This window comes from Micromonospora sp. BL4 (assembly GCF_003667505.1).
GTDB lineage: Bacteria > Actinomycetota > Actinomycetes > Mycobacteriales > Micromonosporaceae > Micromonospora.
The window spans coordinates 63,393-86,629 of the sequence record NZ_RCVJ01000117.1 but is presented as its reverse complement, the minus strand read 5'-3'; the positions used below and the strand labels follow the sequence as shown (position 1 = coordinate 86,629).

Genomic DNA, 23,237 nt, shown 5'->3' with positions numbered 1-23,237 from the left:
CTCGGACGCCGCCGAATCCACGGATCACCCGCCCGGCCGCGTGCTCCCGCCAACCACCACCCGGCCGGCCAGCAGCGCACCGAGCGCCGCCAACCCGGCGGCCACCACCAGGGTCAACGTGTAGCTGGCCGGACCCGGCGCGCTCCCGGCGGCCAGCACCGCGCCGGTGAGCGCCAGCACGGTCGCGGCGAACAGCGAGTCGCCCAGTTGCAGCGACGAGCTGTTGCGGCCCTGCTCCCCGGGGGCGGACAGCTCCAGGGTGAGCACCGACAACGACGGGTAGAGCAGACCCATGCCGAGGCCCGCCACCGCCCAGCCCAGCACGGCGACGGCCACCGGCAGCTCGGGTTGCACGGCCAGCGCCACCGTTGCCGTGCCGATCGTGATGCAGCCCAACCCGGCCCGCGGGAGGCTGGCGCGCGAGGCCGGCAGCGGGATCCGGCCCTGCACCCAGGACCCCACCGACCAGGCCAGCGCCCCGACCGTGAGAACCAGCCCGGCGGCGGTCGGCGACAGACCCCGCTCCCGGGACAGCATCAACGGGATCACCACCTCGGCGCCGACGAACGCCGCCGAGGCCAGACCCCGCAGCCCGACCACGGTCGGCAGGCCCCGGGCCGCCCGCAGGAACCCGGGCGGCAGCAGCCGTGGGGCGCAGACCAGCAGGCCGGCCACCGCGAGCGCGATCAGCACCACGGCGGCAGCGCCGCGCTGCTGTCCCCCGATGTGCAGCAGTGCGGCGCTCACCCCCGCCCCGCACGCCCACCCGATCCGGGCCGCCGCGCCCGCCGGTGGTCGGGTCGGCACAGTCCGGTCCAGCGATCGCAGACCGGGGTGGATCAGCAGCACGGCCGGCACGGCCACCGCCGGCACCGCCAAAAAGACCCACCGCCAGCCCAGGTACTCGACGATCAGACCGGCCAGCGCCGGCCCGACCAGCGACGGTACGACCCACGCCGCCGCGAACGCGGCGAAGATCCGCCGGTGCAGCTCCTCCGGGTACGCGTGCCCGACGATCACGTAGAGCGCCACCGAGAGCAGCCCGGAGCCGAACCCCTGCACCACCCGGCCGACGACCAGCGCACCCATCACGGGGGCGGTCCCGGCGATCAGCAACCCGACCACGAACCAGGCCACGCCGTGCCACATCGGCCCCCGGGGCCCCCGCGCGTCGCACCAGATCCCGGAGACCACCATGGCCAGCACGCCCGCGGCGAACGAGCCGCCGAAGGCGATGCCGTACAGCGCCAGCCCGTCCAGACTGCGGGCGACCGTCGGCATCGCCGTACCGACCGCCAGCGCCTCGAAGGCGAGCAGCGAGATCAGCGCGACGCTGCCCACCGTCATGGCCCGCAGCCGGGGCGCGAACAGCCCCGGTGGGGTCGGCGAGGCCGGTACGGCGGTGGCGGTAGGGCTCGACATGCGCCCCAGCCTGCGACCTCAACCCGGATTCATGTCAATCGGTGGTGACCCGGCTCTCGTCAGGCGTTCTCCAGCGCCTCCCCGACGCCCCGTACGAGTCCCGAAAAGTGCTGGTCCGACAGGAGATGGCCGGCGGTGATCACCAGAGCCAGCGGCCACTCGATGACCTGGAGCGCGGCGAGCACACCCAGCCCCGCGTAGTACGCGAGCCGGTCCGGCGGCGGCACCGCCACCTCACCCAGCATCGGCACCTCCACCCGCCGGCTGTACGTCCGGACGGTCTCCTGCCCACCGTTCATGTGTCGCGTCAGCGTGCTCATGCGGCCTCCCCGTATCCGTTGACGTTCGCCGGATTCCACCGCCCAGCCCGTCCATGCGCCGCCGACTGCGGAAAGTTCCGCTGTTCAGAGGGCATAACGGATGGCAGGCCGGGAAGCCAGGCCGCCGGACGCGAGGCGGCGGGAGGGCGACGATGAGCGTGGGCGGGACCAGCAGCTACGGGGAGTCGGGCCGGCGTCCCTCCAGCCGTACGCCTCGATGACGGCGGCGGGCCGCGCCGTCGGCCGCCTCCTGCCTTCCATCGGCGTGCCGAACCTGGTCGGCGAGGCGTCCCGGACCGTGGGCTCGGCCGCGACCCGGCTGGCCCGGACCGCCGGTCTGACGCGGCGTCGGGTCTGGTCCCGGCCGGGCCGGCACCACATCGAGGTGCACGGTGTCTGCCAGGACGGCGGCGACCGGCTGGCCCGACAGGTGGAGGGCGCGCTGGAGGGGCTGCCCGGGGTGGCGTGGGCCCGGGTGAACGCGCCGTCCGGTCGGGTGGTGGTGGCCGTGCAGGCCCCCGAGCCGAGGCTGCGCGACCTGATCGCCACGATCGCCCGGGTCGAAGAGACGTGTGACCACGAGCCGGACCCGGAGATCCCGCCGCCGCACCCGCCGGAGGAGGGGCCCCGGACTCCGCGCACCCTCGGCGCGCTCGCCTCGGACGCGTTGGGCCTGACCATCTCGGCGGCCACCCGGATCCTGCCGTTCGCGCCGGTGCCCGCCGAGGTGGCCGGGTTGCTCGCCGCGGTGGACCTGCAACCCAAGCTGCATGCGCTCGCCGCCCGAGGGCTGCGCGCCGACCCGCGCGCCGACATCCTCTTTCCGCTCGCCGAAGCGGTGGTGCAGGGCCTGACCGGAGGCTGGGCCGGAATAGTCCTGGACGGCGCTCAACGGATCGTGCAGTGGGGCGAGGCGCGGGCGCAGCTCACCGCCTGGGAGAAGGCCGAACCACGGCTGACCGGCGACCCGGAGCACGCCACGGCCCGCTGGCCGGTGGTCGAACGCCCCCGACCCAAGCCACACGGCCCGGTCGAGCGGTACGTGAACCGGATGCTGGCCGCGGGCGCGGCGGCTGCCACGGCCGCGGCGCCCTTCGCGGGCCCCAAGCGGGCCGCCGCGCTGGGTCTGTCCGCGCTGCCCAAGGCCCCGGGCAGCGGACGTGAGGGGTACGCCGCTCAGCTCGGCCGGATCCTGGCCCGCCGGGGCGTGATCGCGATGGACCGCAGCGTGCTGCGCGAGCTGGACCGGATCGACACGCTGGTGTTGGACGCGGCGGTGCTCGGCTCGAACCGGGGCGTGCTGGCCGACCTGGCCCCGGCGCGGGGAGTGGACGTCGAGCAGGTGGCGGAGCAGGCGTTCGCGCTGTTCGACCCGGCTGATCCGGCCGGCGCACGGGCCGCGGACGGCTGGCGGCTCGGGCCACCGGACCAACTGCCCGCCGGCGACCCTGCGGACATCCCGGACGGCGACCGGCTGCGGGCAGCCGGCGGTCAGCTGCTCGGCCTGGCCCACAACGACCGGCTCGCCGCGCTGCTCCGCGTCGAACCGGAGCCCGCGCCGGGTGTCGACGGTCTGCCGGCCGCGGCCCGACAGGCCGGCCTGCGGCTGGTCGTGGCCGGCGGTGACGAGCAGCGGTACGGCTTCGCCGATGCGATGCTGCCCGGCGGGGACCGCCTCACCGACTCGGTACGCGCGTTGCAGCGCGACGGGGCGGTGGTGATGCTGGTTTCCGGGGACCGGTCGGCGCTCGGCGCGTCCGACTGCGGCCTCGGCGTGTCCGCTCCGGAGGACCTGCCACCGTGGGGCGCGCACCTGCTGGTCGGCGCGGACCTCCGGGTGGTGGCGCTGCTGGTGGAGGCGACCGGGGTGGCCCGGCGAATGACCCAGCAGAACATTCGACTCGCCATGGCCGGCACCGGTCTCGGGGCGCTGGGTGCGTTCACCGCCGCCCCGACCCAGTTGCCCCGCCGGTCACTGGCCGCCGTGAACGGCTCGGCTTGGCTGGCCTTCGGGCACGGCGTCTGGCGGGCCCGGCGGCTGCCGGACCAGGCGGACACTCCGGCTCCGGTGGCGACCGCCTGGCACCTGATGCCGATCGGCACCGTGTTCGACCGGCTCGGCACCGGACCGGAAGGGCTGGACAGTGCCGAGGCGCAACGTCGACAGGACGGGCGGGGTCCCGGTGGCGGCAACCCACCCGGAAGCGGTGGCCTGCTGCGTGCTTTCGTGGACGAACTCGCCAACCCGCTCACCCCGGTGCTGGCCGCTGGCGCGGTGCTCTCCGCGTCGTTCGGCTCGCTGGTCGATGCCGCGCTGGTGGGCGGCGTGGTCGGCGGGTCCGCGCTGATCGGGGCGGTGCACGAACGCAACACCGAACGGTCGCTGGCCGAGTTGCTGTCCCGTTCGGCGGTGACCGCGCGGGTCCGTCGGGACGGCGCCGAGCGGGTGGTCGCCGCCGAGGACCTGGTGCTCGGGGACGTCATCGCCGTCGAGCCGGGTGACTCGGTGCCCGCCGACTGTCGGGTGCTCGAATCGGTGGGGCTGGAGGCGGACGAGTCGTCGCTGACCGGCGAGTCGCTGCCGGTCGCCAAGAGCGACCGTCCGGTGGTCGCCGCCGCCGTCGCCGACCGGCACTCGATGCTGTACGACGGCACCACCGTCGCCGCCGGGCACGGCACCGCCGTGGTGGTGGCCACCGGCGCCGACACCGAGGCCGGGCGCAGCCTGGCGATGGTCCGGCAGGCGCCACCGACCAGCGGAGTGGAGGCTCGCCTGGGCTCGTTGACCAGCGCCGCCATCCCGTTGGCCGCCGGCTCCGCGGTGGCGGTGGCCGGCGCTGGCCTGCTCCGGGGCGTACCGCTGGCCGAGACGGCGGCGACCGCCGCGAACCTCGCCGTGGCGTCGGTGCCGGAGGGGCTGCCGTTCCTGGTGAGCGCGGCGCAGCTGGCCGCCGCCCGGCGTCTGGCCGAGCACGGCGCGTTGGTCCGCAACCCACGCACCATCGAGGCGCTGGGCCGGGTGGATGTGCTCTGCTTCGACAAGACCGGCACCCTCACCGAGGGCCAGCTGCTGCTCGCCGGTGTCGGCGACGGTGTCGGCGACCGGTACGCCCCGGTGGACCGGCTGGACGACCGACTCCGGTTGACCCTGGCGGCCGCGCTGCGGGCCACCCCCGCCGCCGCCGATCCGGAGGAGTTGGCGTTGCAGACCGACCGGGCGGTCCGGCGGGGTGCCGGGGTGGCGGGGGTGGTGGAGCAGACCGGTGCCGCCGACTGGAAGGCTGCCGGCGGGCTGCCGTTCGAGCCGTCCCGGGGCTACCACGCGAGCGTCGGAGGGACCGGTGGTCACCTGTTGTTGAGCGTCAAGGGCGCCCCGGAGACGGTGCTGCCGCGTTGCTCGACCCGGCGTACCGACGGCCGTCAGGAGCCGCTGGACGACGCCGGCCGCGCGGAGCTGGAGCGGGTGCTCGCCGACCGGGCCGGTGCGGGCAACCGGATCCTGGCTGTCGCCGAGTGCCAGGTCGACGACCCGAAGGTGACCGACGGGGACGTCCGGGACCTGACCTTCGTGGGTTTCCTCGCACTCGCGGACGGGGTCCGGGAGAGTGCCGCCCCGGCGGTGCGCCGGATCCGGCAGGCCGGCGTGCACACCATCATGATCACGGGGGACCATCCCGCCACCGCCGAGGCCATCGCGGCCACCATCAGCGAGCACGACGAGCAGCGGGTGGTCACCGCGGGCGAACTCGACCAGCTGGACGACCAGGCGCTCGCCGAGCGGTTGGCCAACACCGACGTGGTGGCCCGCTGCACCCCGGCGCACAAGGTACGGATCATCCAGGCGTTGCAGAAGTGCGGGCGGACCGTGGCGATGACCGGCGACGGCGCCAACGACGCCCCGGCGATCCGGCTGGCCGACGTCGGGATCGCCCTCGGCCAGCGGGGCACCCCGGCGGCCCGGGCCGCCGCCGACCTGGTGGTCACCGACGACCGCCTGGAGACCATCATCGCCACCCTGGTCGAGGGGCGGGCGATGTGGTCGTCAGTGCGGCACGCGCTCAGCATCCTGGTCGGCGGCAATCTCGGCGAGATCGCGTTCAGCGTGCTCACCGCCGCGGCGACCGGCCGTTCCGCGCTCACCGGACGGCAGCTGCTGCTGGTCAATCTCCTCACCGATCTCGCGCCGGCGCTCGCCATCGCGATCCGTCCGCCCGCGTCGGACCGCACCGACACCCTCCTGCGGGAGGGCCCGGACGCGTCACTCGGGGAGACCCTCACCAGGGAGATCGGGCTGCGCGCCGCGGCCACCACGCTGGGCGCCACCGCCGGCTGGACGTTGGCCCGGTACACCGGGCGCCGTCAGCGGGCCGGCACCGTCGCGCTGGTCTCGCTGGTCGGCACGCAGCTCGGCCAGACGATCCTGGCCGGCGGCACCAGCCCGGCGGTGCTGGCGTCCACGGCGGCGTCGCTGGGGGTGCTGGTCGTCGTGGTGCAGACCCCGGGTGTGAGCCAGTTCTTCGGCTGTACCCCGCTCGGGCCGGTCGGCTGGACCATCGGGGCCGGGTCCGCGCTCGGCGCCACCTTCGCCAACGGCGCGCTCACCAAGCTGGTGCAGCACCTGCCGCAGACCCGACCCCACGACGGTGGAGCGAACGGCTCCGAGGGCTGACCGGGCCGCCCGCGCATGCCCGCTCTTCGCCGGGGTACCGCTGCACGGGAGGAGGTGGGCATCGTGACGGAGCAGCCGCAGGTGACGTTCATCGGTACCGCGACGACGGTGCTGCGGATCGGCGGTTTCACGCTGCTGACCGATCCGAACTTCCTGCATCGGGGCCAGCGGGCGTACCTGGGCAAGGGTCTGTGGTCGCGCCGGCGCACAGACCCGGCGCTGTCGATCGCCCAGCTCCCGGAGCTGGACGCGGTGGTCCTCTCCCACCTGCACGGGGACCACTTCGACCGGGTGGCACGCCGCGACCTGGCCCGCGAGCTGCCCATCGTCACCACGCCAGCGGCGGGACGGAAGCTGCGGCAATGGGGATTCCAGGCCGCCGAGGGCCTGCCGACCTGGTCGTCGCGGGAGCTGCACCGCGACGGTACGACCCTGCGGTTGACCTCGATGCCCGGCAAGCACGGCCCGGGTGCTTTGGACCTGCTCATGCCCGACGTGATGGGCACGATGATCGACGTGGAGCGCGCCGGGCGGCGCGAGTTCCGGCTCTACATCACCGGCGACACGCTGAACCGGCCGCTGCTCACGGACATCCCCGAGCGGTACCCGGACATCGACGCGATGCTGATCCACCTCGGCGGCACGAAGGTCGCCGGAATCCTGCTCACCATGGACGCCCGACAGGGCGCCGATCTGGTGGAGCTGGTTCGACCGAAACTGACCGTGCCGATCCACTACGACGACTACGGGCTCTTCCGCTCACCGCTGGCGCACTTCGTGGACGAGGCCCGCCGCCGGGGCTGGGTGTCGCAGGTACGCACCATCGCCCGCGGCGAGACCGCCACCCTCACGCCGCCCGCCTGACCGCCCGGCCGCAGGCCCCGGCACACCGATCGCCCCCGCCGCTTGACCGGTGGGGGCGATCCGTGACGGGTGACGGTCAGCTGCGCTCGGAGATGGCCTCGATCAGGTCACCCACGGGACGCTCCGGCAGGGACCGGGCCACATCGGCCACGGCCACGATGCCGACGAGCTGATGCCCGTCGATCACCGGCAGCCGGCGTACCTTGTGCTGGCCCATGGTCCGCAGGATCTCGGCGGCGTCGTCGTCCGCGCCGATGGTCACCGCCTCACCCTGGGCCAGTTCGCCGGCGGTCACGTTGGCCGGGTCGCGACCCTCCGCCAGCACCTTCACCACGATGTCGCGGTCGGTCAGCATGCCCTTGAGCCGGTTGTCGTCACCGCAGATCGGCAGCGAGCCGACCCCCAGTTCGGCCATCCGCTTCGCGGCCGACTTCAGGTCGTCCTGCTCGCGGACGCAGCTCACGTCGTTCGTCATGATCTCGCGTGCGGTCGGCATTGGTCTGACACCTCACTTCCGAGGGGGTTGTTGCCGTCCCTCCTACCCCGACCGTCCCCGACCATGCGAAGGCCTACCGCTCCGTGCCGTGCGCGCAGTTCGGGGCAGGGTCCTCGCCGGCCACGACGAAGTCCGCACACGTGATGAAGCGGTCGTTGAACTGGCCGACGAAAAACCCGATCACCGCCACGATGGCGACGATCGCCACCACGGTGAGTTTGAGACGGCGACCCGGGAGGCTGAAGTAGCTGGGCGCGAGCAACTGGACGACGATGACCGCCAGGAACGGAACCACGGCGAGGGAAACGACATTCAACACCTGGTCAATGGTCTGACCCGGGCCTCCCAGCGGGCGCGGCACGACGAGTCGCAACACCAGGAGCAAAATCGGGGGCAGGAAGAAGACCAGCACCCAGCGGTGGGTGTGCACCCGGCGGCGTAGCAGGACGACGCTCAGGAGCACCACAAGTGACAGCACGAGCAGTTCCTGTCGCCGGTAGTAGAAGATGGTCCGGTGGGCGCCGAGGGTGAATGCGACGTCCCAGACGTACAGAGAGGCACCGAACGCGATCGCGTAGAAGCCGCCCAGCTTCTGTTCCGCGGTGCCTCGTAGGAGGTCGTCACCCTCGCTGAGCTCTCGCGACTTCCTGGCGGCTCGCCCGGCTGGCCTCTCCCCGCTCATGACCCTGCCCATCGTGCTCGTCGCCCAGCCGTGGCTGGTTCCCGCGGCCCCTATGCCGGTAACGACCGTGAGTCGCGTTCCGCTTCGATTTAGGCAGACGCCGGCATCCAGGCTTGGCTGTCCTGCGACCGGTGGCTGCGGCCGCCTGCCGCTGCCCAGCCCTTGGCGCGGGTGAAAGCGCTATACCTCAGAGTCATATTCATGCCTCTGAGGTATAGCGCTCATCGACCGAACGCCTGGCCGCGCCGGAACAGGCATCGTCAGATGCGGTCGCATACGTGATGTGGTGCAACAGCCACAACGACCGGTGGGCCTTCCGCCAGTTCGGCCAGTCGACGTCCGGCCACCCGGACACTCGGCGAAGGTGCTCGAAGTGCCGACGGAGCCGGCTCAACTGATCGTGCTCGGCCGAGGAGAAGTCCCCTCCAGCCTCCAGGCAGACCGAGGCGAGTCGAACGACATCGGCATCGACCTCCCTGTCCCGGTTTTCCAGCAGGAAGCGGACCGTGAAGATGGCCGCCCCCTTCGAATCGCCGTACCAACAGACTGGTGAGCTCACGTTGAGTTCAGTCTTTCGTGGACTCCGCCGGCCCAGGAGTTTGGCCTCCCGCCGCCGCTCCGCATACGCGCTCAGCTCGACCAACCACAGGTTCCGGCTTGCACGGAGCGCGTCCAAGGCCCGGAGAAGCGCAGTCTCATCGCGACGCAAAGGCCCTGCGACCTGTTCCAGGTAACCGAACGTGGCCAGAAAGCCGATCGGCTGATAACGCTCGATGCATCCCGCCAAGGCGTTGATTCGGCGTCCGTAGGGCAGCGAGTGGTCACGTACCTTGCGCGCGTAGGTGCCGAAGCTCACGGAGCCAGGCTATCGATCCCCGCAAATCAGCTGGGGGTGAGGAGGCAGAACTCGTTGCCTTCCGGGTCGGCCAGGACGGTCCACCGGACATCGCTCTGGCCCAGGTCGATCACGGTGGCGCCGAGAGTCCGCAATCTGGCCGTCTCGGCCTCCATGTCGTCCCCTGGATATGGGCGGAGGTCGAGATGGACGCGGTTCCACCCGGTCTTGACGTCGGGTGTACGGAGGAACTGCAGATATGGGCCGACGCCCTTGGCGGAGCGCAGTACCGCATTGTGGTCGGTCACCTTGTGCAGGGTCCAGTCCATCGCCTGGCCCCAGAAGCGGGCCATGGCTCGCGGATCCGCGCAGTCGACCACCACGTTGGCGATCGGTCCGGTGTCTTCGACCGGGTCGTGCCAGTCCAGTACGCAGAACTCGTTGCCCTCGGGGTCGGCCATGACCGTCCACGGGACGTCGCCCTGGCCTATGTCGGCGGGTGTTGCGCCGAGATCCTTCAGGCGCGCCATCACCTCCGCGTGATGAGCCGCCGAGGTGGTGGCGAGGTCGACGTGGACGCGGTTCTTCACCGTCTTCGGTTCCGGGGAGACGACGAGGTCGATGCAGACGGCGACGGGGTCGGGGTAGACGAAGCCCTCAGGTTCGAGGTTGGTCACGCCGGGTCCCTCGCTGGAAATGTCCCAGCCGAGCGCCTGCGCCCAGAAACCGCCCAGCGCGGAGTCGTCCCGAGCCTTCATGTTGATTTGAACAAGCCGCGTCGCCATGGCGAGGATGCTAGCGGCAACCTGGCACATCAACCCCTGACCCCTGCCTCGCAAAGATCAAGACTGCCGTCGGCCGCCGTCAGTGACCCACTTCGCCCCCGCTCGCATCGCCCGGTACGGTCCGCGAGAGTGTTCGCACTGCAGGGAGCCCATGAGATGCGCGTGCGGCCACCCCGGCAGCTCCCACCCTGAGAGTAGGTTTCGTCAATGGCATGCCGTATCGGTGAGCTCGTGCTCAAGTGCCGCGACCCCGAGGTGCTGGCGCGGTTCTGGTGCGAGGTCCTGGACTTCATAGAGCTCGATCGCGAAGAGGAGGTCTACATCGAGATAGGCCCGCGCGAAGGGTTCGGCGGCCCGCAGCCGACGATCTTCCTCATCCGCGATGACGAGCCGAAGAACGGGCATGCCCGGCTGCACATTGACGTCAACCCCACCGACCGCGATCAGGACGCCGAGCTCGAACGCCTCCTGGCCGCCGGGGCCAAACTCGTCGACATCGGTCAGCCTGCGGATGCGTCCTGGCACGTCCTCGCCGACCCCGAAGGCAACGAGTTCTGCCTGCTCAAGCGCCGCCTCGCCCCACTCTGACGGCCCTCGTCGACCGCTTGGCTGTGCTCGGAACCGAGATCAACCGGGGAAAGTGCTGGTGGAGCCCAGGGGACTCGAACCCCTAACCCCTGCCTTGCAAAGATCAAGACTTGTGTCGGTCAGCGTCGGTGGCTGCCGCTGACCTGCACGCTGCGTCGCCTCTTGTCGCTCTCTGACGCCGTCCGCCGGTCGGCTTGGCTGTACCGATGGCTGTACAGCTCGCATGTGGCAAAGACGGCTAGTTGGCAAGCTTGGTAGGTCTGAGAGACTTGACACGCCCGACAGGCTTCACGGCAGGCAAGTGTCAAGTTAGTGTTGACCCAAGCGCTGAACCGGTGCGTGTGCCCGGTGTAGGCACTTCCCGCCCCCTGGCACTCGTGTCAGGGGGCCTTAATCTAGGCCTCGCGTACGACGATGCCGGGCGTCCCGCCCTTGACACGATTCGTCTCTGTACGAATCGCCTCTCCGATCTGCTCCCACATGTTCTGAGGACAGACAGCAGCAATGCTGCCACCAGGCGCGATCGTGCTTCGGAAGGCCGCATATGCCACCAAATCGGCCATCTGCACTAGGTACGAGTGATCGGACCGGCGGGCGACCGGATCGTCAATCAGGCGCTTGGCAGCGTTAACCAACGACCCACCGCCGTACATGCTTCCGGCCGTCAAGTACCGGCGCGCCTTTCGGACAAGCTTCCGAATCTGCGCGTCCTCACCCTCGTCATGAAAGATCATGAAGGGGGTGTTGCCGTAGTAGCTCGCCCGCTCGAGCCGCTGAAGCAGGGTGGTCCAAGCGAGTTCAAAGACATCGTCCGGAGGGGCAGTCCCCTTCCGCTTGTCGATCACGATCCCAAACGCCTTGGCCTTCAACTGGTGAAGTTCCCGCATGTGGGCGCGATAGATGAGGCTGCGCTGTGCCGGCGCCAATCCGAGGTCGCGCAACGGCCCTGCGTTCCGCAGTAGGTAGCTCGCCTTCAACTCGACGCGCATCGGCACACCGAACGTGTCGCGGATCCTTCGGCGGAAGGCCAACATCTCGTTGAAGGAGTCAGGCCAGTCCTCGGAGTCGATGAGGACGCAACCAAGGGTGTAGGTCAGTGACCCACCTTTGTCGATGTCACCGGTATTGCCCGACTCATCGATGTACGCCAGAAGCACAGCTGGTCCTTCGGGGTTTCGTTACTACGTGACCATATCTCTACCGTCCGTCACTCGTTGACGACCGTCCTCCACTGCACGGGTACGGCAGGACTCGCGTCTGTCGAGCGGCCGATGCCGGCGAGAGGTGCTGCACTCACCGACCACCTGCTGATTCGCAGCGTACGGCCCATCCAGCAGATGCTTCATCTACCTATGTGGACAGGCCTCGGGACAACCTGTGGACGGGTATGGCTGAACTTGGGGACTACCTGTGGACAACCTGTGGACGCTTGGTGGGGAATCTCCCGCGACCACTTGCTGACCAGGCCTTTTAGTAACCCCAGCCGGTGGATGGAAGGTTTTCGGTTAGCACTCAGGTTCGAACGGCCACCGACCACTGTCGGCCCGAAGCAAGCTGACCCGCCCGCCTCACGCCTCAACCGCTACTGCCATCCCGCCTGCCGCCGACCCACACACTTTGGAGCAGGCCAGGGCCAGGGTGACAAGGTGGAGCGCCCTACCGGACGAACGGCTCGGTGTACGAGCAGCGGCCGGGCGTGTGGGCTGCGGTGGTCGACCTCGGTTGGATCGACGGGAAGCGGAAGCGGAAGTACGTCTACGCCAAGAGCGAGGTTGAAGCGGTCCGGAAGCGGGACGAGTTGCGGCGCCAACTTCAGCTCGGGGTCGACCTCACCGCGCAGCCTCGGACGTTGGAAGCCTGGTTGACCGAGTGGTTGCGGGACGTGAAGGCGCACGACGGCACCCGGCCGTCAACGCTGGTGCGCTACCGCCTGGCCGTGAGCAAGCACCTGGTACCGGGCCTCGGTCGGGTCAAGCTCGACCGGTTGACGCCTCGGGACGTGCAGCGGTTCCTCACCGGGCTGCGCGGGCAGCTAGCGCCGGCCAGCATCATCAAGGTGCACACCGTGCTGCGGGTCGCCCTGGCCGACGCTGAGCGGATGGACCTGGTCCCGCGCAATGTCGCCAAGGCTGCCAAGCCGCCGGCTCTCGGTCGGACCGAGCGGCGAGCGCTGACGCCCGAGGAAGCCAAGACGCTGTTGTCGGTGCTGACCGGGGACCGGCTGGAATCCCTGTTCGTCCTGGCGCTGGCGACCGGGCTGCGGCGGGCTGAGCTGCTGGGCCTGCGGTGGTCGGATGTCGACCTGCCGGGGAAGGCGCTGTTCGTTCGGCAGACGCTCCAGCGGACGGATCACGGGTTGGTGTTCGTGCCACCGAAGACGCACCGGTCGGCCCGTCCGCTGCCGCTGTCGGCTCTGGCCGTTCGGGCGTTGGAGGCACAGCGGGTGCGCCAGGCCAAGGAAAGGCTCGCAGCCGGGGAGGTGTGGTCGGATCTCGGCCTGGTCTTCGCCAGCACCATTGGCACTGCGATGGAGCCGCGGAACGTCAACCGGCGCTTCGAGCAGCTCCGCGCGGCGGCCGGGCTGGACTGGCTACACCTGCACGACCTGCGGCACGCGTTCGCCACGTTCATGCTCGACCAGGGCGAGGAACTGCGGACGGTGATGGAGCTGCTTGGGCACTCCACGATCCGGATGACGGCCGACACCTACGGCCACGTTCTGCCGGCGCGGGCTCGTCAGGCTGCCTCGGCCATTGACCGGATTCTCGGCCAGGAGGGGACGGCGTGACCGGCTTGGCTGTACGAATGGCTGTACTCGGACCGAGGTCAACCGGGGAAAGTGCTGGTGGAGCCCAGGGGACTCGAACCCCTAACCCCTGCCTTGCAAAGGCAGTGCTCTGCCAGTTGAGCTAGGGCCCCGTGGGCGGCCGCGGCGTCGCCGATCGCTCGCCGCGGGCCGGACTTCAGCGCAGGTCGGGCGCGGTGGTCGCCTCGTGCCACAGGGCGCGCTCGTCGTTCGAGGCCCTGACCTTGTTGAACACGACGGCGGCCACGCCGACGACGCCGGCCAGAATCAGCAGCTTCTTGAACATGGGGACATCCCTCGCGCTCGACTAGCGTCGGACGACCTGCGGTGGGGCTAGATGGAATCGAACCATCGACCTCAGAGTTATCAGCTCTGCGCTCTAACCGACTGAGCTATAGCCCCGTGTTGCGACGAGCAAGGTTAACCCATCCGCTCAGCCGGCCCCAAATCGGGGTCCGGGCCCGCGAGCCGGGCCGTTGACGCCTGCAAAACCTACCTGAGTACGAGACGCCGGAGCGACCGCATTTCGCGGCGCCCCGGCGTCCCGATCGCTCAGTCCCGCTCGGCGAGGGTCAGCTCGATCCCGCCGACCAGGTCGGCGCAGACGTTGTAGACGAACGCTCCCAGCGTGGCCAGCGCGGTGAACAGCACCACGTTGACCAGGCCGATCAGCGCCGAGCTGAGGATCACGCCCTTGGCGGTGATCTGGAAGCCGCTGGTGCTCTGCCCGCCGCCGGCGTTCACCAGGTCGCTCAGGCTGTCGTTGACGCTCTGGAACACTCCCATCGCGTCCAGCGCCAGGTAGAGCACCGACGTGGCGACCACCACGACGATGAAGAGCACCACCGAGACGGCGAACGCGAACTTCATCACGGACCAGGGGTCGATCCGCTTCAGGTTCAGCCGGGCCCGGCGCGGTCCGCGGGACGCGGCCGAGCCGACCGAGGTACGCGCTGCGCGTACCGCGTCACCGACCCGGGCCGCTCCGACCGCGTTGCCGATCCCCGGCGGCAGGCCGCCGCCGCTGGCCGGGCGACCGGCACCGGTGGCACGCCCCGAGTCGGGTTGCGGCTGGGTCATGCCGGGCGTGATCCGGGGCTGGGTGCCGGTGGCGCCGGTGGACGCCGCCTCACCCGGCCGGACACTGATCGGCTGGGTGGTCGTGGGACGGGCCGGGGCCGGGGCTTGGGCTTTGGCCGGGGCCGCTGCCGGGGGCGCATCGCTGGACGCCGGCGCCTCGACGCCGGACGTCTCAGTCTTGTCGCCCGACCCGCCGTCCTCGCCGGGCTGGTCCGGCGGGGGTGTCATGCCGGGAGCCCGGGTGAATTTCGGGGCAGGCGCGTCGGCGGGGACCGTTGCCCGGCCCACGGCCGCGCGGCCGGTCGCTGGTGTGCCGCTCTTGGCGGCCTCCTCGTCGACCGGGTTGGCCGAGGTCCCCGTGTTCCCCGACTTCGCCTGTGTCTCCGTCATTCAACTAGTCCTGTTCGTCGGGTTCGTCGGCATTGCGAGCAATGGCCACGATAGTCACGCCGTCCGGGAGGTCCATCAGCTTGACCCCCATTGTGTTCCGGTCACGCGTACGGCGTACAGGCTTCACCGGAGTCCGGATGACACCACCGTTACTGGTGATCGCGAACAGCTCGTCGTCCGGGTCGATCACCACAGCGCCGACCAGACCACCGCGCCGCTCGGTGATCTTCGCAGTCAACACGCCCTTACCTCCCCGGCCCTGCACCGGGTATTCCTCGATCGGGGTACGTTTCGCGTATCCCCCGTTCGTGGCCACCAGAACGTCCAGACCCTCCCGAACGACCTCCATGGCGAGCAGGACGTCGTCGTCCGTGAAGCGCATGCCGATCACGCCGGAGGTGGCCCGACCCATCGGCCGCAGCGCGTCGTCGGAGGCGTTGAACCGGATCGCCTGCGCCTTCTTGGAGACCAGCAGCAGGTCGTTCTCCGGCGCAACCAGCGCAGCACCGACCAGCTCGTCCTCATCGCGCAGGTTGATCGCGATGATTCCGCCGGAACGGTTGGAGTCGAACTCCTCGAGCCGCGTCTTCTTCACCAGGCCGTTCTTCGTGGCCAGTACCAGATAGGGCGCTACCTGGTAGTTCGGAATTTCGATGATCTGCGCGATCTGCTCGTCGGGCAGGAAGGCGAGCAGGTTGGCCACGTGCTGGCCCTTGGCTACCCTACTGGCCTCCGGCAACTCGTACGCCTTGGCCCGGTAGACACGGCCCTTGTTCGTGAAGAACAGGATCCAGTCGTGGGTGGAGCATACGAAGAAGTGGCTGACAATGTCGTCCTGCCGCAGCGTGGCGCCGCTGACGCCCTTGCCGCCCCGCCGCTGCGAGCGGTAGAGATCGACCTTGGTCCGCTTGGCGTACCCGGTCCGGGTGATCGTGACGACCACGTCCTCCCGGGCGATGAGGTCCTCCATCGAGACCTCGCCGTCGAACGGGATGATCTGGGTGCGCCGATCGTCGCCCCACTTGGCGACGATCTCGCCGAGCTCCTCCGAGACGATCCGACGCTGCCGCTCCGGCTTGGCGAGGATGTCCTTGAGGTCGGCGATCTCGATCTCGAGCTTGGCCAGGTCGTCCAGGATCCGCTGCCGCTCCAGGGCGGCGAGACGGCGCAGCTGCATGTCCAGGATCGCGGTCGCCTGGATCTCGTCGATCTCCAGCAGCCGGATCAGGCCCTGCCGGGCGTCGTCCACCGTCGGCGAGCGCCGGATCAGGGCGATCACCTCGTCCAGCGCGTCCAACGCCTTGGACAGACCGCGCAGGATGTGCGCCCGCTCCTCGGCCTTGCGCAGTCGGAAGGCCGTCCGCCGGCGGATCACGTCGATCTGGTGCTCGACGTAGTAGCGGATGAACTGCGCCAGGTTGAGCGTGCGCGGCACCCCGTCGACCAGGGCCAGCATGTTGGCGCCGAAGGTCTCCTGGAGCTGGGTGTGCTTGTAGAGGTTGTTCAGCACGACCTTGGCGACCGCGTCGCGCTTGAGCACCAGCACGATCCGCATGCCGGTACGACCGGAGGACTCATCGCGGATGTCGGCGATCCCGGCGAGCTTGCCCTCCTTGATCAGCTCGGCGATCCGCTCGGCGAGGTTGTCCGGGTTGACCTGGTAGGGCAGCTCGCTGACGACGAGGCAGGGCCGGCCCCGCTTGTCCTCCTCGACCTCCACCACGGCCCGCATCCGGATCGAGCCGCGACCGGTGCGGTACGCGTCCTGGATCGCGGTGGTGCCGACGATCAGGCCGTGGGTCGGGAAGTCCGGACCCTTGACGATGCCGAGCAGGGCTTCGAGGGTGGTCTCCTCGTCCTCCTCCGGGTGCTCCAGGCACCACTGCACCGCCGCGCCGATCTCCCGCAGGTTGTGCGGCGGGATCTTGGTGGCCATGCCGACCGCGATGCCCTCGGAGCCGTTCACCAGCAGGTTCGGGATCCGCGACGGCAGGATGGTGGGCTCCTTGGCCCGGCCGTCGTAGTTGTCCTGCAGGTCGACGGTGTCCTCGTCGATGTCCCGCAGCATCTCCATGGCGAGGGGGTCGAGCTTGCACTCCGTGTATCGCATGGCCGCGGCCGGGTCGTTGCCCGGCGAGCCGAAGTTGCCGTTGCCGTCCACCAGCGGATACCGCAGCGACCAGGGCTGCGCCATCCGGACCAGCGCGTCGTAGATCGCCGAGTCGCCGTGCGGGTGGAACTGACCCATCACGTCGCCGACGACCCGGGAGCACTTCACGTAGCCGCGGTCCGGCCGGTAGCCCGAGTCGAACATGGCGTAGAGGATCTTGCGGTGAACCGGCTTGAGCCCGTCCCGGACGTCCGGGAGCGCACGACCGACGATGACGCTCATCGCGTAGTCGAGGTAGGAGCGCTGCATCTCCACCTCGAGCCCGACCGGTTCGATCCGGTCGTGCGCGACCACGGCGGCGATGGCGTCGGCGGGGACCTCTGGCTCGTTCGGTGTGGACTCGGGGGAATCGGTCACTGTATACCCTTATCAGACTCAGAGTCGTTTTCGTGCTGTGGATAACGGCTGTGGATACTGGCCAAGCTGTGGATAACTCTGTGGATCGGCGGGTCGGTCGGGCTCGCCCCGGCCGACCCGCCGAGCTCCGTCAGATGTCCAGGAACCGCACGTCCTTGGCGTTGCGCTGGATGAACGACCGGCGCGCCTCGACGTCCTCACCCATCAGCACGCTGAACAACTCGTCGGCGGTCGCCGCGTCGTCGAGCGTGACCTGACGCAGAGTACGCGTCGCCGGGTTCATCGTGGTTTCCCACAGCTCGGGATAGTTCATCTCGCCGAGGCCCTTGAACCGCTGAATGTCGTCCGGCTTGGCGTTCGGCTTCTTCTGCTGGCGCAGCGCGATCAGCCCGTCCCGCTCACGGTCGGAGTAGGCGTACTGCGCGTCGTCGCCCTTCTTGTTCCACTTGATCTTGTATAGCGGCGGAGCGGCCAGGTAGACGTGGCCCATCTCGACGAGCGGGCGCATGAAGCGGAACAGCAGGGTGAGCAGCAGCGTCTGGATGTGCTGGCCGTCGACGTCCGCGTCGGCCATCAGCACCACCTTGTGGTAGCGCAGCTTCTCCATGTCGAAGTCGTCGTGGATGCCGGTGCCCAGCGCGGTGATCAGCGCCTGGACCTCGTTGTTCTTCAGCACCCGGTCGATCCGGGCCTTCTCCACGTTGAGGATCTTGCCGCGGATCGGCAGGATCGCCTGGGTCCGCGGGTCCCGACCCTGCTTGGCCGAGCCACCGGCCGAGTCGCCCTCGACGATGAACACCTCGGACTCGCGCGGGTCGGTCGACTGGCAGTCGGCCAGCTTGCCCGGCATCGAGCCGGACTCCAGCAGCGACTTGCGGCGGGCCAGCTTGCGCGCCTGCTGCGCGGCGATCCGGGCACGAGCCGCCTGGGAGGCCTTCTGGATGATCATCTTGGCCTCGGCCGGGTTGCGATCGAACCAGTCGACCAGCCGGTCGTTGCAGACCCGCTGCACGAAGCTCTTCACCGGGGTGTTGCCGAGCTTGGTCTTGGTCTGGCCCTCGAACTGCGGGTTGGCCAACTTCACCGAGATGATCGCGGCGAGCCCTTCCCGGATGTCCTCGCCGGAGAGCTTCTCGTCGCCCTTGAGCAGCTTCTTGTCGGTGCCGTACCGGTTGACCACGCTGGTCAGCGCGGACCGGAAGCCCTCCTCGTGAGTGCCGCCCTCGTGCGTGTTGATCGTGTTGGCGAAGGTGTAGACCGACTCGCCGTACGACTCGTTCCACTGCATGGCGATCTCGAGCGACATGCCCTCCTCCTCGGCGCCGAACTCGACCACGGTCTTGTGGATCGGGTTCTTCGAGGCGTTGAGGTGCCGGACGAAGTCGGCGATGCCGCCCTCGTAGAAGAAGGTCACCTCACGCTGGCGGCCGTCCTCCTCCTCGGCCACCCGCTCGTCGAGCAGGTGGATGCGGAGGGCACGGTTGAGGAAGGCCATCTCCTGGAGGCGCCGGTAGATGGTCTGGAAGTCGAAGTCGACGGTCTCGAAGACGTCGGCGTCGGGCCAGAAGGAGACCGCCGAGCCGCTGCGGTCGGTGGTCTCACCCTTGTCCAGTGGGCCGGGCTTGGAGTTGTTGTACTGCTGCCGCCACACGAAACCGGACTTGTGGATCTCCACGGCCATCCGGGTGGAGAGCGCGTTCACGACGGAGACGCCGACGCCGTGCAGACCACCGGAGACCGCGTACGCCTTGCCGTCGAACTTGCCGCCCGCGTGCAGCACGGTCAGTGCGACCTCGACGCCCGGCTTCTTGAGCTTCGGGTGCAGGTCGACCGGGAAGCCACGGCCGTTGTCGGTGACCCGGACCCCGCCGTCGGCGAGCAGCACGACGTCGATGGTGTCGCAGTATCCGGCCAGCGCCTCGTCGACCGCGTTGTCGACGACCTCCCACACGAGGTGGTGCAGACCGCGCTCGCCGGTGGACCCGATGTACATACCGGGCCGCTTGCGAACCGCCTCCAGCCCCTCGAGAACGGTGATCGACTCTGCGCCGTACTCCTGCTTGTCCTGCGCTGCCACCCTCGGCCACTTTCTCGCGTCGTCCGCGCCGGAAGGGGCGCGTCGGGCGCGGGTTCGGCGGACAGGACGCGACGTCGGCGCGCGGACCGGTGCCGGAGATCTCCGGACAGCGGGTCGAACGCGCCGGTCGCCGCGGTTGCCCGCGGATCGCGATCGGCTCGACCCGACGTGGAGAATGATCCTGGGGCCACCGGCCCCGTCCCTCGCTCCGCACCGGGTCTTCGTCTCACCGTCAATCCTACTGTGCGCGGAGGACAGAACCACCACTCGGCACCCTCAGCGAGGCGGCTGAGAAGTCCGTAGCCGGCAGAACCCCATCGCCCGCGACTCCCCCCACACGCCAGGGTCCGATCGGACGCGCCGCCCCGGAGCGGGTTGACCCGCGGTCGGGCGGGTCGGGGGTCGCGGCCGGACCGCCCGTGCCGTACGTTTGCGGCGCCCCGGAAGCGGCCTTGATCTTTACGGGCCGGAACCGGGACGATCGACCCGATCGACCCGACACGTGCTCTTTAAGAGGTGACAGATGGGGCTGGACAACGTCGCGGTGCACTGGCCGCGGACCGGCCGCTTCTACGATCCGGTCGCGCCGGCCGAGTTCGTCGACTTCGGCGAGATCGTCGACCTGCCGCGAATCTCCGCGCCCACGGCGGCGCTGGCCGAGCTGATCGCGAAGACCGGCACCGTCCGGGCGACCGCGTACACCGAGCTGGTGGACCTGCTGCTCGGCCTGGAAGGTGTGTTGTACGCCACAGACGCCGCGGCCGAGGACGAGGACCCGGTGATCGACCCGGACGGGTGCGCCTGGATCGCCGGCGGCATCGAACGGTTCGTCACGGGCCACCGTCCGCACGGCGAAGCGGTGACGTTCGAGTCGGTGAGCACGGTGCTGCGCTCGCTGCTCGGCGACGGCCGGCTGGCCGAGCAGCAGCTGCGCTGGCTGGAGAGCCGGCTGGACGCGCTGCGCGACGAGAGCGGCGATCCGCCGCAGTGGAACTTCACCTGCGCCGAGCTGGGCGTGCTGGCGGCGTTCTACCGGCGCTGCGCCGAACGCGGCTTCGCCGTCTACGCCGACGCCTGACCGGCCGACCCGGGGTCGGCGGCGATCCGGTCGTCGGCACCGGGCCGGTTGGCCGCGGTGATCACCTGGGTCAGCACCGCGTGCAGGTGTTGCAGGTCCTCCACCGGCAGCCCGAGCCGCTGCACGATCGCGGCCGGGATCCGCTCGGCCCGGCTGCGCAGCGCGGCCCCGCTGGCGGTGAGGGTGACAGCGAGGCTGCGTTCGTCGGTGACGTCGCGCTCGCGGCGCAGGTAACCGGCCGCTTCGAGTCGCTTGAGCAGGGGTGACAGGGTGCCGGGGTCAAGCTGCAACAGCCGGCTGAGGTCACGGCCGGACAGCGGCGCGTGCTGCCAGAGCGCCAGCATGACGAGATATTGCGGATGGGTGAGGCCCATCGGCTCCAGCAGCGGCCGGTAGACCGCCACGACACTGCGCGCCGCCACCGAGAGGGCGAAGCAGACCTGTTGCTCCAGCGCCAGCGGGTCGACGTCGACCGGTCGTTCGCTCATCGCTTGCCCTCCCCTGACACGGTGGCTATCGTACCGATCATTGGTACACCAACTATTGGTACACCAATGCTCTGCTCGGGCGGCCGGGCAGACCGACGGCGCGCAGAAAGAGGGCGGTAGATGAGCGAGGACGGCGCGACCCCCAGATCCCCGGGCGAGGGCGGCCGGCTCATGCGCTGGGCCTTCCGAAACCTCGCCGGCCCCGCCGAGGGCGTGCAGGGCGCGGTGCAGGGCGGCTCCGCCGAGGCCCGCGAAATGTGGAAGCGAGACCTGGAGGAGCGCAAGCGCTACACCCGGGAGCAGCGCGAACGGAAGCGTGCCGCCCGACAGGCCGGCCGGCGGGGCTGAGACGTCCCACTCAGCCGTAGGTGTCCCGCGGCCCCCGGCCGCGTACCCGACGCGGCCCCTTCGACCAGGACGGCGCGGCCGGGCCGTGGATGTGCAGCTTGCGCACCACGTTGTGGCCGACCTCCCGGGCGATCTGCTTGAGCAGCGAACCGGCCAGCAGCCGCAGCTGCGTCGCCCAGGCGGTCGAGCGGGCCTCCACGGTCAGCTCGCCGTTCTCCAGCTTGACCGGCCGGCTGTGCTGGGCGACCTCCGCGCCCACCACCCGCTCCCACGCGCCGAACACCGTGGCCTCGGCCGTCGGCTGCTGCCAGCCGCGCGCCTTCACCAACCGGTTCAGCACCACACTGAGCGGCTGCGGGTCGCGCGGGTCGGGGCCCGGGCCGGAGTAGCCTCGCAGCCGCCGCCCGGAGCCGCCGTCGCCACTCCCGCCACCCCCGGGGGTACGCCGGGCGCGGGCCGCCGCCTGCCGCCGGGACAACGCGGCGTCGAGCACCGCCCGGGCCAGCTCCGGCCCGGTGGCGGCCTCCGGCTGCCCACCACCGTCGCCACCCCCGGTCGCCTTCGAGCCCGGGGTACGCGCCGACGCGGCATCGCCGGCCCGCCGGTCACCGCCGCCGGCGTCGGGACGGTCGGGTCGTGACTCATCCGACACGGCGTACCGTCCCCTCGCCCACCTGGTAGCGGATGCCGCGCAGAGCGGCCGGCACGTCATCGTCCACCGCGCAGGTGACCAGCAGCTGGCTCGCACCGCCGACCAGCTCCGCCAGCCGCTCCCGGCGACCGGTGTCCAGTTCGGCGAAGACGTCGTCGAGCACCAGCACCGGCTCGATGCCGTCGGCGCGCAGCAGGTCGTACCCGGCCAGTCGCAGCGCCAGCGCGAACGACCAGGACTCGCCGTGGCTGGCGTACCCCTTCGCGGGCAACGGACCGAGGGTCAGCGCCAGCTCGTCCCGGTGCGGACCGACCAGCGTGGTGCCCCGTTCGATCTCGGCGGAGCGGGACGCGGTGAGCGCTGCGGTCAGCGCGGCGGCCAACGCGGCACGGTCGGTGGTCGGCTCGGCCAGCTCGATCGAGGGCCGGTAGGCGATGCCCGCGGCGCCGCGCCCGGCGGCCACCGCGTCGTACGCCTTGGAGACGTGCGGCGTGAGCGCGGCGACCAGCTCCAGCCGGCCGGCCAACAGCTCCGCGCCGTGCTGCGCCAGGTGGGTGTCCCAGACGGCGAGGGTGCCGAGGTCGCCGCCCCGGGACCCGCCGGTCTTGCGGGCCAGGTACGCGGTACGCAGCAGGGCGTTGCGCTGCTTGACCACCCGCTCGTAGTCGGCCCGCACGCCGGCGTACCGGGGCTGCCGGTTGACCAGCAGGTCGTCCAGGTAGCGGCGGCGCTCGGCCGGGTCGCCCCGAACCAGCTCCAGGTCCTCTGGCGCGAAGAGCACCAGTCGCAGGGCGCCCAGCACGTCGCGGGCCCGCCGCGCCGGGGAGCGGCCCAGCCGGGCCCGGTTGGCCCTGCCGGGCACGATCTCCAGCTCGACCAGGAGCTCACGGCCGTCGTGCACCACCGCGCAGCGGATCACCGCCGAGGAGGCGCCCATCCGGACCAGCGGCGCGTCCGTGGCGACCCGGTGCGAGTCCAGGGTCGCCACGTAGCCCAGCGCCTCGACGAGGTTGGTCTTGCCGACGCCGTTGGCGCCGATCAGGACGTTCGCCCCCGGCTGGAGGTCGACGGCGACCCGCTCGTACGAGCGGAAGTCGACCAGTTCCAGCCGGTGGACGTACACAGGGTGT

The 23,237-nt window shown here is 70.4% G+C and carries 20 protein-coding genes and 2 tRNA genes; 6 read left to right on the top strand and 16 right to left on the bottom strand.

The annotated features are described in order from the left end of the window. Nucleotides 1–24 precede the first annotated feature (24 nt). Entirely contained in the window at nucleotides 25–1,422 is a 1,398-nt protein-coding gene (locus tag EAD89_RS13290; RefSeq protein WP_121654190.1) for an MFS transporter, read from the bottom strand. A 59-nt stretch (nucleotides 1,423–1,481) separates the two neighbouring features. Further along, a complete protein-coding gene (locus EAD89_RS13285) occupies nucleotides 1,482–1,742 on the bottom strand; it encodes a hypothetical protein (RefSeq protein ID WP_121675910.1) in 261 nt (86 codons plus the stop codon). 217 nt (nucleotides 1,743–1,959) lie between these two features. Here EAD89_RS13285 and EAD89_RS13280 point away from each other — a divergent pair, with 217 nt between their 5' ends. Next, entirely contained in the window at nucleotides 1,960–6,411 is a 4,452-nt protein-coding gene (locus EAD89_RS13280; RefSeq protein ID WP_121675909.1) for a cation-translocating P-type ATPase, read from the top strand. 63 nt (nucleotides 6,412–6,474) lie between these two features. Beyond that, the gene (locus EAD89_RS13275; RefSeq protein WP_233578613.1) at nucleotides 6,475–7,275 is read left to right on the top strand and encodes an MBL fold metallo-hydrolase; all 801 of its coding nucleotides are present in this window, start codon (nucleotides 6,475–6,477) and stop codon (nucleotides 7,273–7,275) included. 76 nt (nucleotides 7,276–7,351) lie between these two features. Here the strand turns inward: EAD89_RS13275 and EAD89_RS13270 are convergent, their stop codons facing one another. The 4 genes from EAD89_RS13270 to EAD89_RS13255 form a co-directional block, all read right to left on the bottom strand. Continuing rightward, nucleotides 7,352–7,771 carry a CBS domain-containing protein gene (locus EAD89_RS13270; protein WP_074315599.1) on the bottom strand — a complete coding sequence of 140 codons (420 nt, stop codon included), beginning with the start codon at nucleotides 7,769–7,771 and terminating at the stop codon, nucleotides 7,352–7,354. A 73-nt stretch (nucleotides 7,772–7,844) separates the two neighbouring features. After that, entirely contained in the window at nucleotides 7,845–8,453 is a 609-nt protein-coding gene (locus EAD89_RS13265) for a hypothetical protein (RefSeq protein ID WP_147458798.1), read from the bottom strand. Between the two features lie 199 nt (nucleotides 8,454–8,652). Then, the gene (locus EAD89_RS13260; protein ID WP_121675907.1) at nucleotides 8,653–9,309 is read right to left on the bottom strand and encodes a hypothetical protein; all 657 of its coding nucleotides are present in this window, start codon (nucleotides 9,307–9,309) and stop codon (nucleotides 8,653–8,655) included. Between the two features lie 26 nt (nucleotides 9,310–9,335). After that, on the bottom strand, nucleotides 9,336–10,073 hold the full coding sequence (locus EAD89_RS13255; protein WP_121675933.1) for a VOC family protein: 738 nt from the start codon (nucleotides 10,071–10,073) through the stop codon (nucleotides 9,336–9,338). Nucleotides 10,074–10,280: 207 nt separating this feature from the next. On the opposite strand from EAD89_RS13255, the gene EAD89_RS13250 reads away from it, so the two are divergent. Further along, on the top strand, nucleotides 10,281–10,661 hold the full coding sequence (locus tag EAD89_RS13250; protein ID WP_121654183.1) for a VOC family protein: 381 nt from the start codon (nucleotides 10,281–10,283) through the stop codon (nucleotides 10,659–10,661). 395 nt (nucleotides 10,662–11,056) lie between these two features. Here EAD89_RS13250 and EAD89_RS13245 read toward each other — a convergent pair whose 3' ends face one another. After that, the gene (locus tag EAD89_RS13245) at nucleotides 11,057–11,818 is read right to left on the bottom strand and encodes a DUF3800 domain-containing protein (RefSeq protein ID WP_121654182.1); all 762 of its coding nucleotides are present in this window, start codon (nucleotides 11,816–11,818) and stop codon (nucleotides 11,057–11,059) included. Between the two features lie 518 nt (nucleotides 11,819–12,336). On the opposite strand from EAD89_RS13245, the gene EAD89_RS13240 reads away from it, so the two are divergent. Continuing rightward, nucleotides 12,337–13,449: a tyrosine-type recombinase/integrase gene (locus EAD89_RS13240; RefSeq protein ID WP_121654181.1), complete on the top strand. Its 1,113-nt coding sequence runs from the start codon at nucleotides 12,337–12,339 to the stop codon at nucleotides 13,447–13,449. Nucleotides 13,450–13,504: 55 nt separating this feature from the next. Here the strand turns inward: EAD89_RS13240 and EAD89_RS13235 are convergent. The 6 genes from EAD89_RS13235 to gyrB form a co-directional block, all read right to left on the bottom strand. Next, a tRNA-Ala gene (locus EAD89_RS13235) sits at nucleotides 13,505–13,580 on the bottom strand. Nucleotides 13,581–13,624: 44 nt separating this feature from the next. Further along, complete coding sequence (locus EAD89_RS31035) at nucleotides 13,625–13,753, bottom strand: DLW-39 family protein (protein WP_233578611.1); 129 nt, start codon at nucleotides 13,751–13,753, stop codon at nucleotides 13,625–13,627. A 42-nt stretch (nucleotides 13,754–13,795) separates the two neighbouring features. After that, a tRNA-Ile gene (locus tag EAD89_RS13230) sits at nucleotides 13,796–13,869 on the bottom strand. Nucleotides 13,870–14,019: 150 nt separating this feature from the next. Further along, nucleotides 14,020–14,937, bottom strand: coding sequence for a DUF3566 domain-containing protein (locus EAD89_RS13225; RefSeq protein ID WP_121654180.1), 918 nt, complete (start codon nucleotides 14,935–14,937; stop codon nucleotides 14,020–14,022). A 4-nt stretch (nucleotides 14,938–14,941) separates the two neighbouring features. Continuing rightward, a complete protein-coding gene (gene gyrA, locus EAD89_RS13220; protein ID WP_121654179.1) occupies nucleotides 14,942–17,464 on the bottom strand; it encodes a DNA gyrase subunit A in 2,523 nt (840 codons plus the stop codon). Between the two features lie 130 nt (nucleotides 17,465–17,594). Further along, complete coding sequence (gene gyrB / locus EAD89_RS13215) at nucleotides 17,595–19,541, bottom strand: DNA topoisomerase (ATP-hydrolyzing) subunit B (protein ID WP_121654178.1); 1,947 nt, start codon at nucleotides 19,539–19,541, stop codon at nucleotides 17,595–17,597. Nucleotides 19,542–20,064: 523 nt separating this feature from the next. Here gyrB and EAD89_RS13210 point away from each other — a divergent pair. Further along, a complete protein-coding gene (locus tag EAD89_RS13210; protein WP_121654177.1) occupies nucleotides 20,065–20,619 on the top strand; it encodes a hypothetical protein in 555 nt (184 codons plus the stop codon). On the opposite strand, the gene EAD89_RS13205 is transcribed toward EAD89_RS13210, so the two are convergent. Continuing rightward, entirely contained in the window at nucleotides 20,604–21,107 is a 504-nt protein-coding gene (locus EAD89_RS13205) for a MarR family winged helix-turn-helix transcriptional regulator (RefSeq protein WP_121675906.1), read from the bottom strand. The two genes, EAD89_RS13210 and EAD89_RS13205, sit on opposite strands and share 16 nt — an antisense overlap. Before the next feature lie 120 nt (nucleotides 21,108–21,227). On the opposite strand from EAD89_RS13205, the gene EAD89_RS13200 reads away from it, so the two are divergent. Beyond that, nucleotides 21,228–21,455, top strand: coding sequence for a hypothetical protein (locus EAD89_RS13200; protein ID WP_121675905.1), 228 nt, complete (start codon nucleotides 21,228–21,230; stop codon nucleotides 21,453–21,455). Nucleotides 21,456–21,465: 10 nt separating this feature from the next. Here EAD89_RS13200 and EAD89_RS13195 read toward each other — a convergent pair whose 3' ends face one another. Together EAD89_RS13195 and recF are read right to left on the bottom strand one after the other, a co-directional pair. Further along, the gene (locus tag EAD89_RS13195) at nucleotides 21,466–22,107 is read right to left on the bottom strand and encodes a DUF721 domain-containing protein (RefSeq protein ID WP_121675904.1); all 642 of its coding nucleotides are present in this window, start codon (nucleotides 22,105–22,107) and stop codon (nucleotides 21,466–21,468) included. Beyond that, on the bottom strand, nucleotides 22,097–23,230 hold the full coding sequence (gene recF / locus EAD89_RS13190) for a DNA replication/repair protein RecF (RefSeq protein ID WP_121675903.1): 1,134 nt from the start codon (nucleotides 23,228–23,230) through the stop codon (nucleotides 22,097–22,099). Before recF ends, EAD89_RS13195 begins: the two co-directional genes overlap by 11 nt. Nucleotides 23,231–23,237 lie beyond the last annotated feature (7 nt).